Source organism: Streptomyces sp. CB03234, assembly GCF_001905885.1.
Lineage (GTDB): Bacteria > Actinomycetota > Actinomycetes > Streptomycetales > Streptomycetaceae > Streptomyces.
This window is the reverse complement of sequence record NZ_LIYH01000003.1, coordinates 45,983-59,735: the sequence shown is the minus strand read 5'-3', so window position 1 is coordinate 59,735 and position 13,753 is coordinate 45,983. Positions and strand designations below refer to the sequence as shown.

Here is a 13,753-nt window from a genome sequence, read left to right as displayed (position 1 = left end):
CGTACGTGAGGCTCAGCTGTAGTCGAACGTGGCCGGGTCCGGGCCCAGGCGCTTGCCTTCGTCGAGGGCGGCGAGGGCCGCCAGGTCGTCGGCGTCCAGCTCGAAGTCGAAGACGTCGATGTTCTCCCGGATCCGGGAGGGGGTCACGGACTTGGGGATCACGACGGTGCCGAGCTGGAGGTGCCAGCGGAGCACCACCTGGGCGGGGGTACGGCCGTGCTTCCGGGCCACCGCGACGATCGTCGGCACCTCCAGCAGGCCCTTGCCCTGGCCGAGCGGCGACCAGGCCTCGGTCAGGATGCCGTGGCGGGCGTGGAACGCCCGGGACTCGGCCTGCTGGAGCTGCGGGTGGAGCTCGATCTGGTTGAGCGCGGGTACGACGGAGGTCTCGCCGAGGAGGCGCTCCAGGTGCTCGGGCAGGAAGTTGGAGACGCCGATCGCCCTGGCGCGGCCGTCCGCGTAGATCTTCTCCAGCGCCTTGTACGTGTCGACGTACAGGTCCTTCGAGGGCAGCGGCCAGTGGATCAGGTAGAGGTCGACGTAGTCGAGGCCGAGCTTGGCCAGCGAGGCGTCGAACGCGCGCAGCGTCGAGTCGTGGCCCTGCTCGCTGTTCCAGAGCTTGGTGGTGACGAAGAGCTCGTCACGGGCGATACCGGAGGCGGCGATGGCCTCGCCGGTGCCCTTCTCGTTCTCGTAGATCGCTGCGGTGTCGATGCTGCGGTATCCGGCCTCCAGGGCCGTGCCCACCGCCTTCGCCGCCTCGTCGTCGGGCACCTGCCAGACACCGAAGCCGAGCTGCGGCATCGAGACGCCGTTGTGGAGGGTGAGGGAAGGGACCTTGCTCACGAGCGGTCGATCCTAACGTCGTCGGTTGGTACTCCCAGGGACAACGATCACATCCTGGAACGTGTTCCCGGGACGCGGCATTGACCGCGTCCCATCAAACGCGCGACTCTATTGCACGTCGCTGAACGCGATGCGCCCATCTGAACGGTTGAATAGCCGCGTTCGGCACTCCTGAACCCCCACCTCTCAGGAAAGCAGGTCCGGCCATGCAGGAATCGTTCGCATCCCACGAGAACGCCGAGGAGAGGGCCGCCGCGTCGGTCCTCTGGCAGACCCCCGAGTACACGGTCGTCGAGACCGCCCTCGAAGTCACCGCCTACTTCCTCGCCGACCGGTAGACCCCGCCGCCATGCTGCTGCAGGTGCTCGGCACCGCGGCGGGCGGCGGGCTGCCCCAGTGGAACTGCGCGTGTCCCGGCTGCGCCGGGGCACGCGCCCACCCGGAGCGGCGCCGCCGTCACGCCTCGCTCGCCCTCCGCGCCGACGAGGGCTGCTGGTACGTCGTCAACGCCACCCCTGACCTCGGCGAACAGATCGAGGCCGCCCGCGAGCTGTGGCCGGGGCCCGGCCCCCGGGACACGCCCCTCGCCGGCGTGGTCCTCACCGACGCGGAACTCGACCACACGCTCGGCATCGCCCGCCTCCGCGAGGCCGACGGCTTCGAGATCCTCGCCACCCCACCCGTACGCACCGCGCTCCTCGACCACCTCCGCCTCGGAGACACCCTCGCCCCCTACACCCGTATCGAATGGCGAGAGCTCAGCACCAAGCCGCAGCCGCTCACCGCGGGCGGGACGATCGAGATCGACGCCGTGCCCGTCTCCGCCAAACGGCCCCGGTACGCCACGGACAACGGCCCCGACGACCCCACCTGGGTCGTCGCCCTCCGGCTGCGCGACACGACCACCGGCGGGACCCTCCTCTACGCACCCGCGCTCGCCGCCTGGACCGAGGAGTTCCAGTACGCCGCCGAGGACGCCGACTGCGTCATCGTCGACGGCACGTTCTGGGACGACGACGAACCCGTACGCAGCGGGTTCTCCACCAGGTCCGCCACCGCCATGGGGCACCTGCCCATCGACGGACCGGGCGGCACCGCCCACCGGCTCGCCGCCCTGCCCGCCCGCTGCCTCTACACCCACCTCAACAACACCAACCCCCTCGCCGATCCCCACGCCCCGCAGCACGCGCTGCTCGCCGCACGGGGCCTGCACGTCGCCGCCGACCGGATGGTGATCGAGCTGTGAGCACCTGGAGCCGGGAGGAGTTCACGGCGCGGCTGCGCGCCGTCGCCACCGACCGCTACCACGACCGTCACCCCTTCAACGTCCGCATGCACGACGGCACCCTCACCCCCGCCGAACTGCGCCGCTGGATCCTCAACCGGTTCCACTACCAGCGCCACATCCCCGTCAAGGACGCCCTCGTCCTCGCCAAGCTGGACACGCCCGCGCTGCGCCGCGCCTGGCTGCGGCGCATCCAGGACCACGACGGCGAGAAGGACGGCCAGGGAGGCATCGAGCGGTGGCTGCGGCTCGGCGAGGCCGCCGGCATCGACCGCGCCCGCCTCACGTCGGGCGACGGGGTGCTGCCCGGCGTACGGCTCGCCGTCGACGGCTATGTCAACTTCTGCCGGCTGCGCCCCCGCCTCGAAGCCGTCGCCGCCTCCCTCACCGAACTGTCCGCGCCCACCCTCATGCGCACCCGCATCGAGGCGTTCGAGACCCACTACCCGTGGATCGACGCGGACGGGCTGGCCTACTTCCGCGACCGGATCGGGCAGGGCGGCCGCGACAGCGCCGAGGCGCTCACCCTGGTCCTGGACTGGGCGCGCACCCGCGAGGAGCAGGAGCGGGCCGTGGCCGCGCTCGCCTTCAAGTGCGACGTGCTGTGGTCGCTGCTCGACGCCGTCGAGGCCGGAGGCAGGTCATGAGCGCCGACAGCGGCCTGAGCGCCGACAGCGGCAGCGGCCTGAGCGCCGGCAGCGGCCCGGGCGGCGGCAGCGGTACGTGGCGGCCGGCGCTGCACCGGTCCGTGATGCTCCGGCACGACCACGTCCGCGGCACCGACCTGCTCGTCCTGCCCGAACGGGTCGTCGTCCTGCACGGCAACGCCGGGTCCGTCCTGCGGCTCTGCGACGGCGCGCGGGACGTCGACGGCATCGTGGCCGCGCTCCAGGCCCGCCACCCGGGCGCGCCCGTCGCCGAGGAGGTGCCCGACTTCCTCGGGAGGCTGCGCGCGGAGGGCTGGCTCACATGACACCGCCGCCCCCACCGCCGTGGGCGCTGCTCGCCGAACTCACCCACGGCTGCCCGTTGCGCTGCGCCTACTGCTCCAACCCCCTCGAACTGGTCGCCCGCTCGGCGGAGTTGACGGCCGGCGAGTGGGCGGGCGTCTTCCGGCAGGCCGCCGCTCTCGGTGTCGTCCAGACCCACCTGTCGGGCGGCGAACCCCTGCTGCGCCGCGACCTGGACGCCATCGTGGCCGCCGCCGACGGCGCCGGCATCCACACCCAGCTCGTCACCAGCGGCGTCGGACTCACCGCGCAGCGGCTGCGCGGCCTGGTGGCGGCCGGGCTGCGCAGCGTCCAGCTGTCCGTTCAGCACACCGACCCGGCCGCCGCCGAACGAATCGCGGGAGCCAGGGCGTTCACCGCCAAGGAGCGCGCCGCCCGCCTCGTACGGGAGGCGGACCTCCCGCTCGGCGTCAACGTGGTCCTGCACCGCGCCAACCTGGACGCGCTCGACGACCTCGTCCACCTCGCCCTCACCTGGGGCGCGGAGCGCGTCGAGCTGGCCAACACCCAGTTCTACGGCTGGGCGCTGCGCAACCGCGCCGCCCTCCTGCCCGACCGGGCGCAGGTGGCCCGGGCACGGGAGGCCGTCGCACGGTGGCGGGAGCGGCTGGCCGGGCGCCTGGACCTGGTGTGGGTCGCACCCGACTACGTGGACGGCACCGCCAAGCCCTGCATGGGCGGCTGGGGCGCCGTGTCCCTGACCGTCCACCCCGACGGCACCGTCCTGCCCTGCCCGGCCGCCGCCGCCCTGCCGGGGCTCGGCGCGCCGAACGTCAAGGACCACGCCCTGGACTGGATCTGGCGCGAGTCCCCGGCCTTCACCGCGTACCGGGGCGAGGAGTGGATGCGCGAACCGTGCCGGAGCTGCGAGCTGCGCACCAGCGACTTCGGCGGCTGCCGCTGCCAGGCGTACGCGCTGACCGGCGACGCCACCCGCACCGACCCCGCCTGCCGCAAGTCCCCCGACCACGGACTCGTCACCGCCCTCGTCGACGCGGCCGCCGTGAGCACCGGCTCCGGCTACTCCTACCGCACGGAAGGACCCCGATGACCCCCACACGCAGGACCCTCCTCGCGGCCGCCCTCGGCGCGGCCGCGCTCCTCACCGGCCTCGTACCGCCGTCCTCCGCCGCGACCGCCCCCGCGAGCGAACCCACCGGCGTCACCACCCTCTCCACCGGCTGGACCATCCCCTGGGGCACCGCTTGGCTGCCCGACGGCTCCGCCGCCCTCGTCACCGAGCGCGACACCTTCACGGTGTACAAGGTCACCCCGTCCGGCACGCGGACGCGCGTCGGCACCGTACCCAACTCCCAGACCACGGGCGGCGAAGGGGGCCTCATGGGGGTCGCCGTCGACCCCGGCTGGGCCACCACCAGGCACGTGTACTTCATGCACACGTCGTCCGAGGGCAACCGCATCGCCCGCATGACCTACGACGGGACCACCCTCACCGGCTACACCACGATCGTCCGGGGCATCCGCAAGGCCCGGTACCACAACGGCGGACGGCTCGCCTTCGGCCCCGACGGGTATCTGTACGCCTCGACCGGCGACGCCCAGGTCACCTCGCTCGCCCAGGACAGGAACTCCCTCAACGGCAAGATCCTCCGCATGACCAAGGACGGCAGGCCCGCCCCCGGCAACCCCTTCGGCACCCTCGTATACAGCCTGGGCCACCGCAACCCGCAGGGCCTGGCCTTCGACGAGCGGGGCCGGCTGTGGGAGGCGGAACTCGGCCAGAACTCCCGCGACGAGCTCAACCTCATCAAGCCCGGCGCCAACTACGGCTGGCCGGCCTGCGAAGGCACCTGCGGCGTCGCCGGCATGACCGACCCGAAGAAGACCTGGGGCGTCGCCGAAGCGTCCCCGAGCGGCATCGCCGTCGCCGACGGCGCCGTCTACATGGCGTCCCTGCGCGGCCAACGGCTGTGGCGGATCCCTCTCGACGCCGGCACCGAGGAGGTCGGCACGGCGACGGCGTACTACGTGGGGACGTACGGCAGGCTGCGCACCGTCACCACGGTGCCGGGCGCCAAGCACCTGTGGCTGTCCACGACCAACGCGGACGGCAACGGCGGGCAGCCGGCCGGCTCGGACCGGATCCTCGAGGTCACGATCGGCTGACACCACGGGCGCGCGCGGCGGCCGGTCACCGGTACAGCGCCTCGACCTCCGCCGCGTACGCCGCCTCGATCGCCTTCCGCTTCAGCTTCAGCGACGGCGTCAGCAGGCCGTGCTCCTCCGAGAACGGATGCGCCAGTATCCGGAACGTACGGATCGACTCGGCCTGCGACACCAGGGTGTTCGCGGCCACCACCGCCCGCCGTATCTCCGTCTCCAGCGACGGGTCGCGCACCAGCTCGGCGGGCGGCAGGGGCGGCCGGTTCTGCATGGCCAGCCAGTGCTCGACCGCCTCCAGGTCGAGGGTCACCAGAGCGGCGATGTACGGGCGGTCGTTGCCGACCGCGATGCACTGCGCCACCAGGGGATGGGAGCGCACCCGCTCCTCCAGGCCGGCCGGCGACACGCTCTTGCCGCCCGACGTCACCAGGATCTCCTTCTTCCGCCCGGTGATGGTCAGATAGCCGTCCTCGTCGAGCTTCCCCAGGTCACCGGTGGCCAGCCAGCCGTCGTGGAGCACGGCGGCGGTCGCGGCAGGGTCGCCCAGGTAGCCGGAGAAGATGTGCGGGCCGCGCAGCCACACCTCGCCGTCGTCCGCGATGTGCACCGTCGTGCCCGGGATGGGCGGGCCGACGGTGCCGTACTTGGTCCGCTCGGGCGGGTTCGCGGTGGCCGCCGACGCGGACTCCGTCAGCCCGTACCCCTCGTACACGGTGACGCCCGCGCCCTCGAAGAACAGGCCCAGCCGCCGGGCCATCCCCGACCCGCCCGACATGGCGTGCCGCACCCGCCCGCCCAGCGCGTCGCGCACCTTGCCGTAGACGACCTTGTCGAAGAACTGGTGCTGCACGCGCAGCGCCGCCGACGGGCCCGGCCCCAGCCCGAACGCCTTGTTCTCCAGCGCCTCCGCGTACCGCACCGCCACCTCGACGGCCTTGTCGAAGGGCCCCGCCTTCCCTGCCGCCTCCGCCTTGCGGCGCGCCGCCTGGTAGACCTTCTCGAAGATGTACGGGACGGCCAGCACGAACGTCGGCCGGAACGCCGCCAGGTCGGCCAGCAGCGCGCTCGCCGTCAGCTCCGGCTGATGGCCGAACTTCACGCGCTTGCGGACCGCCGCGACCTCCACCATCCGCCCGAAGACATGCGCGAGCGGCAGGAACAGCAGCGTCGACGCCTCGTCGCCGGGCTTGGCGTGGAACACCGGCTCCCAGCGGCTGACCAGGGTGTCCGCCTCGAACATGAAGTTGGCGTGCGTCAGGACGCACCCCTTGGGGCGGCCCGTCGTCCCGGACGTGTAGACGATCGTGGCGATCGACTCGGGCGTCACCGCGCGCCGGTGCCGGTGCACCACTTCCTCGTCGATGCGGGCGCCCGCCTCCACCAGCTCGGCGACCGCCCCGGCGTCCAGCTGCCACAGCCGCTTCAGCCGGGGGAGCCGGTCGACCACCGAGCCGACGGTCATGGCGTGGTCCTCGTGCTCCACCACGCACGCCGTCACCTCGGCGTCGTGGAGCATCCAGTGGACCTGGTCGGCGGAGGAGGTGGGGTAGACGGGCACGGACTGCGCACCGACCGTCCACAACGCGAAGTCGAACAGCGTCCACTCGTAGCGCGTACGCGCCATGATGGCGACCCGGTCGCCGAACCGTACGCCGTCCGAGAGCAGCCCCTTGGCGAGCGCCAGCACCTCGTCCCGGAACCGCGCCGCCGTCACATCGACCCACTGCCCGTCCGCGTCCTTGCGCCCCAGCGCCACACGGTCCGGATCGTCCACGGCGTGCTCGAATACGGAATCGGCCAGTCCGCCGACCAGGGGAGCCGTCGCCATGGGGGGGACAGTGAACTCGCGCAATGGCCTGCTCCTTGGGGGGTGCTCCGCACGGCGGTGGGTGACGGTACCCCACGCCGGACCCGCGCGGGAGGGCCTTCGCCAACCCCGTCCGTGCGACATCGCCACAGGTCAGAAGCTAAGTGCCCAGCCACGGGCGTGGGGACACGCACGCTACTGACCGCCGGGTAAGTAGTGGGTGGCGGAATCTCCACGGAATCTGTACGCCGCGCTCACGCGGGATCACCGGGGGCGGCTACCGGTGCAGCCGGTCGCCGCCCGCCAGGATGGCCGCCGCCAGGGCGTCCGCCGCCTCCTGGGCGGTGCCCTTGGGGCGGCCGTGGAGGAGGACGAAGTCCACGGCGCCCAGTTCCGGCAGGCCCGCCCGGGCCGGCACAGGGCTCAGGCCCGGCGGGATCAGGCCACGGGTGTGGGCCATCACGCCGAGGCCCGCGCGGGCGGCCGCGATCAGGCCGCTCAGGCTCGAACTCGTACAGACGATCCGCCACGGGCGGCCGTGCGCCTCCAGCGCCTCCAGAGCGCGGGCCCGGGTGATGCCCGGCGGCGGGAAGACGATCAGCGGAACCGGGCGGTCCGGGTCCAGCCGCAGCCGGGGCGCGCCGATCCACGTCAGGGTGGAGTGCCAGACCAGCCGGCCGTGGGTGTCGCCGCCGCGCCGCTTGGCGAGCACCAGGTCCAGCCGCCCGGCCGCCAGCTTCTCGTGCAGCGTGCCGGACAGGCCGACCGTCAGCTCCAGGTCCACCTCGGGGTGCTCGCGCCGGAACGACTCCAGGATCTCGGGCAGCCGGGTCAGCACGAAGTCCTCCGACACCCCGAACCGCAGCCGCCCGCGCAGCCGCGTACCGGTGAAGAACGCCGCCGCCCGCTCGTGCGCCGCCAGGATCGTCCGGGCGAAGCCGAGCATGGCCTCGCCGTCCTCCGTCAGCTCCACGCTGTGCGTGTCCCGGGTGAACAGGGCACGCCCCGCCTCCTCCTCCAGCCGCCGCACGTGCTGGCTGACCGTCGACTGGCGCAGCCCGAGGCGGCGCGCGGCCTGGGTGAAGCTCAGGGTCTGCGCCACGGCCAGGAAGGTGCGCAGCTGAGTGGGCTCGTACACGCTCCCCAGACTAGGCGGTCATCGTGGAACATGATGACAGTCAGAGCGGTGTACGGGATTCCCGATCGGCGCGATCACGTGGACGATGGAGAGGGCACGACCCGAACCCGAGAGCACGTGGAGCACATGAGCCGCCGACCCCTGTCCTGGCTGCCGATCGACCCGTACATCCTGGCGCTGGTCGCGACGGTGGCCCTCGCGGCACTGTTCCCGGCCTCCGGCGCGGCCGCCGACGCGGTCGGCGGGGTGTCGACCGGCGCGATCGCCCTGCTGTTCTTCCTGTACGGGGCGCGGCTGTCCACCCGGGAGGCGCTGGACGGGCTGCGGCACTGGCGCCTCCATGTGACCGTGCTGGCGGCGACGTTCGTGGTCTTCCCGTTGCTGGGGCTGGCGGCGAAGGGCCTGGTGCCGTCCGTGCTGACGCCCGCCCTGTACGGCGGGCTGCTGTTCCTGTGCCTGGTGCCGTCCACCATCCAGTCGTCGATCGCCTTCACGTCGATCGCGCGCGGCAACGTGCCCGCCGCGATCTGCGCGGGCTCCTTCTCGTCGCTGGCGGGGATCGTCCTGACGCCGCTGCTGGCGGCGCTGCTGCTGGGCGGCAGCGCAGGTGGCTTCTCGGCCGACTCGCTGGTGAAGATCGTCGCGCAGCTGCTGGTGCCGTTCCTGGCGGGGCAGGTGCTGCGCCGCTGGGTGGGAGGGTTCCTGACCCGGCACAAGAAGGTACTGGGGTACGTCGACCGGGGCTCGATCCTGCTCGTGGTCTACACGGCGTTCAGCGAGGGCATGGTCCAGGGCGTCTGGCACCAGGTGACGCCGGCCCGGCTGGCGGCCCTGCTGGGCGTCGAGGCGGTGTTGCTCGCCGTGATGCTGGCGCTCACCTGGTACGGAGCGGGGCGGCTGGGGTTCGGCCGGGAGGACCGGATCGCGATCCAGTTCGCCGGGTCCAAGAAGAGCCTGGCGGCGGGCCTTCCCATGGCGAGCGTGCTGTTCGGCGCGCACGCCTCGCTCGCCGTGCTGCCGCTGATGCTGTTCCACCAGATGCAGCTGATGGTCTGCGCGGTCATCGCGAAGCGCCGCGCGAACGACCCGGTTCCGGCACAGCCGGCGCCCGGCCCGCGCCCGGCAGAGCCCGCCCGCCGCTGACGCCCGCCGAACGCAAACCGGTTCGTGGCCCTGCAGGAGCGGATCGCGCACCCCACCGTCCCGGGATGATCACCCAGGTCGATACCGTGAGGTCATGCCCTCATCCGACGCCCCGGACGCCGCCCGGTGAACCGCACCTGGATACGCCCCGGCGCCACCCGCCCCTGCTCCCTGGTCGTGTGCCGCGGCTGCTGTTGCGGCGACGCCCGTAAACGCCCCGGCACCGACCACGCCGGTCAGCTGGCCCGGCTGCGCGAGGCCGCGGCGGCGTCCGGCGGGCGGCTCGCCGTCCGCACCAGCGACTGCCTCGGGCCGTGCGGCCAGGCCAACGTCATGGTCGTCCAGCCGTCGACAGAGGCCCGGCGGCGCGGTGCACGGGCCGCGTGGATCGGCTGGGCGCTCGACGACGACTGCCTCGACGACATCCTGGCGTGGGTGGAGGCGGGCGGCCCCGGCGTCGCGGAGCCCCCGGACACGCTCGCCCTGCAGATGATCGACCCGCCGAAGAAGACATAGGGCGCGGAACCGGCCGGCGCAGGGGGCGCACCCCGCCGGCCGGCCCGGCCCGTGCACCGGGCGGGGCCGGGCGTCAGCCCTGGGAGGCCGCGGCCGTCAGGGCGATCCGGTCCTCACCCGCGTACACGTTCATGTTCCGGCCGCGCAGGAAGCCGACCAGCGTCAGGCCCGTCTCGGCGGCCAGGTCCACGGCGAGCGACGACGGCGCCGACACCGCCGCCAGCACCGGGATCCCCGCCATCACCGCCTTCTGCGCCAGCTCGAACGACGCCCGCCCCGACACCAGCAGGATCGCCCGGTCCAGCGGCAGCAGGTCCTCCCGCAGCGCCCGGCCGACCAGCTTGTCCACCGCGTTGTGCCGGCCGACGTCCTCCCGTACGTCCAGCAGCTCGCCGTCCTCCGAGAACAGCGCGGCCGCGTGCAGCCCGCCGGTCCGGTCGAAGACCCGCTGCGCCGCCCGCAGCCGGTCGGGGAGCGCGGCGAGCAGCTCCGGCTCGACGCGGACCGGGGGAGTGTCGGCGATCGGGAAGCGGGCGGTGGTGCGTACGGCGTCCAGGCTCGCCTTCCCGCACAGGCCGCACGAGGACGTGGTGTAGACGTTCCGTTCCAGCGTGATGTCCGGGACGGCCACGCCGGGCGCGAGCTGCACGTCCACCACGTTGTACGTGTTGGTCCCGTCCTCCTTGGCCCCGGCGCAGTACACGATGTTCCGTACGTCGCCGGCGGCGCCCAGCACCCCCTCGCTGACGAGGAAACCGGCCGCCAGCGCGAAGTCGTCACCCGGCGTACGCATGGTGACGGCGAGCGGCTTGCCATTGAGCCGGATCTCCAGCGGCTCCTCGGCCACCAGGGTGTCGGGACGGGTCGAGACGGCTCCGTCCCGGATGCGGATGACGCGGCGGCGCTCGGTGACCCGTCCCATGCTGATCAGTCCCGCTTCCGAGGGTTCTGTACGTGGTTCTGTACGTGCTGGTAGCCGAAACGGCCCTTGATGCAGAGGTTGCCGTGGGTCACCGGGTTGTCGTGCGGCGAGGTGACCTTGACGATCTCATTGTCCTGCACGTGCAGGGTGAGGTTGCAGCCGACTCCGCAGTACGCGCAGACCGTCGTGGTCTGCGTCTGGCGCGACTCGTCCCACGTACCGGCCGCCCGCATGTCGAACTCGCTCTTGAAGCTGAGCGCGCCCGTCGGGCACACCTCGACGCAGTTGCCGCAGTACACGCACGCGGAGTCGGTGAGCGGGGCGTCGTGCTCGACGGCGATCCGGGCGTCGAAGCCACGGCCGACGACGGAGATGGCGAAGGAGTTCTGCCACTGCTCGCCGCACGCGTCGACGCACTTGTAGCACAGGATGCACTTGTCGTAGTCGCGGACATACAGGTCGTTGTCGATCTTCGGGTCCTCGCCCAGGCGGGCCGCGTCCGGGCCGAAACGGTCCGGCTTCGCCTCGTACTCCTTGAGCCACGTCGCGACGTGCGGGGTGGTCGACAGGTCGACGGACGAGGCGAGCAGCTCCAGCACCACCTTCCGGCTGTGCCGGGCCCGTTCCGTGTCCGTGCGGACGGTCATGGCCGGCTCGGCGCGGCGCGAGCAGGCGGGGGCGAGCGTGCGGGCGCCCTCCACCTCGACGACGCAGACGCGGCAGGCGTTCTTGGGCGTGAGCGTGTCGCCGTGGCACAGGGTCGGGACGTCCTTCCCGGCGGCCCGGCAGGCGTCCAGGACGGTGGAGCCCTCGGGGACGCGGACGGGTTCGCCGTCGAGGGTGAACTCGACGAGGCGGCGCGGGAGTTGCAGCGGTACGGCGGTCATTCGAAGGCCCCCAGACGGTCGATGGCGGACTCGACGGCGTTCCACGCGGTCTGCCCCAGTCCGCAGATCGAGGCGTCGCGCATGGCCTGGCCGACCTCGCGCAGCAGGGCGATGTCGGTGGCGGCCGCGGCGCCGGTACGGTCCTTGATACGGTGCAGCGCCTCCTCCTGCCGGACGGTGCCGACCCGGCACGGCACGCACTGGCCGCACGACTCGTCCCGGAAGAACTCGGCGATACGGAGGAGGATGCCGGGCAGGTCGACGGTGTCGTCCAGGACGAGGACCACGCCCGAGCCGAGGGTGGTCCCGGCGGCGCGCGTGCCCTCGAAGGTGAGCGGGATGTCCAGCTCGTCGGGGCGTACGAACCCGCCCGCCGCCCCGCCGAGCAGGATGGCCCGCATCCGGTCCGGCCGGCCCGCCAGCTCCAGCAGCTCGCCGAGGGTGGCGCCGAACGGCAGCTCGTACACGCCGGGCCGCGCCACGTTCCCCGACACGCAGAACAGCTTCGTCTCCGCTGTCCCCATGAGGATCGGCAGGACATTGACCAGCGTCTCGACGTTGTTGGCGGCGGTCGGCTTGCCGAACAGGCCCTTCTCCACGGGGAAGGGCGGCTTGGAGCGGGGTTCGCCGCGGTAGCCCTCGATGGAGTTGAAGAGGGCCGTCTCCTCGCCGCAGATGTACGCCCCGGCGCCGCGCCGGATCTCGATGTCGAAGGCGTAGCCCTGCCCGAGGACGTCGTCACCCAGGAGCCCGCGCTCCCGGGCCCGTACGATCGCGTTCTCCAGCCGCTCCGTGGCCCTCGGGTACTCCCCCCGGATGTAGAGGTGTCCGAGGTGGGCGCCGACCGCGTACCCGGCGATGGTCATGGCCTCGATCAGCGCGTACGGGTCACCCTCCATGATCACCCGGTCCTTGAAGGTGCCCGGCTCCGACTCGTCGGCGTTGCACACGAGATAGTGCGGGTGGTCGGGCTGGGCGGCGGTCGCCTGCCACTTGCGCCCCGTCGGGAACGCCGCCCCGCCGCGCCCGAGGAGCCCGGCCTCGGTCACCTCCCGGATGACCCCGGCGGGCCCGAGCGCGAACGCCCGGCGCAGCGCGGCGTACCCGCCGTGCGCCCGGTAGTCGTCCAGGCTGTACGGATCGACGACCCCGACGCGCCGCAACAACGACAGGCCGCCCTGCCCGGCCTGAGGCACCGCCATCCGCGCGCTGGGCTCGGCGGGCGCGTCCTCCGGCGCCCGCACCGCCTCCACGAGCGCGTCCGCGGAGGCGGGCGCCACGACGGCGGCGGCCCGCGTCGGCGGCCGGGACGCGTGGCCGGCGTTCGCCGCGGCGGCACTGACCCGGGACCCGCCGCTCTGGGTGGCGGCCGCCACGATCCCGGGCCGCCGCCCCTCGGCCGGGACCGGCCCTTCCGCCACGGCGCTGCTCACGGGGGACTCACCGGCGGGAGCCGCGGGCTCCGTCGTACCGGGTTCCTCACCGCTCAACGCGGCAAGGAGCGAGGCTCCCGGACCCACCGCCCCGGCACCCGCTCGGCCGGGCTCCCGGGGCGGGCCGCCCCCGGGCGGTTCGCCCGCCCGCAGCAGCAGCGCCGCCGGGGCGCGTTCGCACAGGCCCAGGCAGGGGCTCGGCTGCCACACCGCGCCGTTCGACGCGGCGCCCGGCGGGCCGAGCCGGTCCTCGACCGCCGCCGTCAGGGCGCCCGCGCCGCGGGCCGCGCACGCCAGGTCCGTACAGACGTGGAGCACCGTCGCGGGGCGCGGCCGTACCGCGAACAGCGAGTAGAACGTGGCCACCCCGTACGCCTCCGCCGGCGGCACCGTCAGCCGTCGGCACAGGTAGTCGAGCCCGCCCTCGCTGATCCAGCCGACCCGGTCGTTCAGCGCGTGCAGCCCCGGCAACAGCTGGTCGCGCCGCTCGCGGGCCGCGCGGCCGCCGCGCGCCCAGCGCAGGTCCGCGTCCGTGCGGTCGTCGGCGCCCTCCCAGGCCGAGGCCGGCGGCCCCAGCAGCGCGTCCACCGCCGCCCGTTCCTCGTCGGTCGGCTTGCTGTCACCGAAGCGCAGGTCCACGCC

14 protein-coding genes are annotated in these 13,753 nt (G+C 73.3%); 8 read left to right on the top strand and 6 right to left on the bottom strand.

Annotated elements, in window-relative coordinates; all coding sequences use genetic code 11:
- Positions 1-12 precede the first annotated feature (12 nt).
- Positions 13-846 (bottom strand): aldo/keto reductase, encoded by an 834-nt coding sequence (locus tag AMK26_RS13430; protein ID WP_073754852.1) that lies wholly within the window; start codon positions 844-846, stop codon positions 13-15.
- A gap of 206 nt (positions 847-1,052) precedes the next feature.
- On the opposite strand from AMK26_RS13430, the gene pqqA reads away from it, so the two are divergent.
- The 6 genes from pqqA to AMK26_RS13400 all read left to right on the top strand — a co-directional run bounded on the left by pqqA (position 1,053) and on the right by AMK26_RS13400 (position 5,268).
- Positions 1,053-1,184: a pyrroloquinoline quinone precursor peptide PqqA gene (gene pqqA, locus AMK26_RS13425; RefSeq protein ID WP_073754851.1), complete on the top strand. Its 132-nt coding sequence runs from the start codon at positions 1,053-1,055 to the stop codon at positions 1,182-1,184.
- A gap of 11 nt (positions 1,185-1,195) precedes the next feature.
- On the top strand, positions 1,196-2,092 hold the full coding sequence (gene pqqB / locus AMK26_RS13420; protein WP_073754850.1) for a pyrroloquinoline quinone biosynthesis protein PqqB: 897 nt from the start codon (positions 1,196-1,198) through the stop codon (positions 2,090-2,092).
- Positions 2,089-2,778 (top strand): pyrroloquinoline-quinone synthase PqqC, encoded by a 690-nt coding sequence (pqqC, locus tag AMK26_RS13415; RefSeq protein WP_073754849.1) that lies wholly within the window; start codon positions 2,089-2,091, stop codon positions 2,776-2,778. The genes pqqB and pqqC overlap by 4 nt, the downstream gene beginning before the upstream one ends.
- 104 nt (positions 2,779-2,882) lie before the next feature.
- Positions 2,883-3,104, top strand: coding sequence for a pyrroloquinoline quinone biosynthesis peptide chaperone PqqD (gene pqqD, locus AMK26_RS13410; protein WP_241837936.1), 222 nt, complete (start codon positions 2,883-2,885; stop codon positions 3,102-3,104).
- Positions 3,101-4,192, top strand: a complete 1,092-nt coding sequence (pqqE, locus tag AMK26_RS13405; protein WP_073754848.1) for a pyrroloquinoline quinone biosynthesis protein PqqE — start codon at positions 3,101-3,103, stop codon at positions 4,190-4,192. The genes pqqD and pqqE overlap by 4 nt, the downstream gene beginning before the upstream one ends.
- A complete protein-coding gene (locus tag AMK26_RS13400) occupies positions 4,189-5,268 on the top strand; it encodes a PQQ-dependent sugar dehydrogenase (RefSeq protein ID WP_073754847.1) in 1,080 nt (359 codons plus the stop codon). Before pqqE ends, AMK26_RS13400 begins: the two co-directional genes overlap by 4 nt.
- A gap of 25 nt (positions 5,269-5,293) precedes the next feature.
- On the opposite strand, the gene AMK26_RS13395 is transcribed toward AMK26_RS13400, so the two are convergent.
- Both AMK26_RS13395 and AMK26_RS13390 read right to left on the bottom strand, forming a co-directional pair.
- Entirely contained in the window at positions 5,294-7,093 is a 1,800-nt protein-coding gene (locus AMK26_RS13395; protein ID WP_073754846.1) for an AMP-dependent synthetase/ligase, read from the bottom strand.
- A 256-nt stretch (positions 7,094-7,349) separates the two neighbouring features.
- Positions 7,350-8,210, bottom strand: a complete 861-nt coding sequence (locus AMK26_RS13390; protein ID WP_079277576.1) for a LysR substrate-binding domain-containing protein — start codon at positions 8,208-8,210, stop codon at positions 7,350-7,352.
- Positions 8,211-8,336: 126 nt separating this feature from the next.
- Here AMK26_RS13390 and AMK26_RS13385 point away from each other — a divergent pair, with 126 nt between their 5' ends.
- On the top strand, positions 8,337-9,353 hold the full coding sequence (locus AMK26_RS13385) for a bile acid:sodium symporter family protein (protein WP_073755481.1): 1,017 nt from the start codon (positions 8,337-8,339) through the stop codon (positions 9,351-9,353).
- A 126-nt stretch (positions 9,354-9,479) separates the two neighbouring features.
- On the top strand, positions 9,480-9,869 hold the full coding sequence (locus AMK26_RS13380; RefSeq protein ID WP_073754844.1) for a hypothetical protein: 390 nt from the start codon (positions 9,480-9,482) through the stop codon (positions 9,867-9,869).
- 73 nt (positions 9,870-9,942) lie between these two features.
- Here AMK26_RS13380 and fdhD read toward each other — a convergent pair whose 3' ends face one another.
- The 3 genes from fdhD to AMK26_RS13365 are packed head-to-tail and all read right to left on the bottom strand — an operon-like array spanning position 9,943 to position 13,750.
- Positions 9,943-10,791, bottom strand: a complete 849-nt coding sequence (gene fdhD / locus AMK26_RS13375; RefSeq protein ID WP_073754843.1) for a formate dehydrogenase accessory sulfurtransferase FdhD — start codon at positions 10,789-10,791, stop codon at positions 9,943-9,945.
- A 5-nt stretch (positions 10,792-10,796) separates the two neighbouring features.
- A complete protein-coding gene (locus tag AMK26_RS13370) occupies positions 10,797-11,678 on the bottom strand; it encodes a 2Fe-2S iron-sulfur cluster-binding protein (RefSeq protein ID WP_073754842.1) in 882 nt (293 codons plus the stop codon).
- Positions 11,675-13,750, bottom strand: a complete 2,076-nt coding sequence (locus tag AMK26_RS13365; protein ID WP_073754841.1) for an NADH-ubiquinone oxidoreductase-F iron-sulfur binding region domain-containing protein — start codon at positions 13,748-13,750, stop codon at positions 11,675-11,677. Before AMK26_RS13365 ends, AMK26_RS13370 begins: the two co-directional genes overlap by 4 nt.
- Between the last annotated feature and the right edge of the window lie 3 nt (positions 13,751-13,753).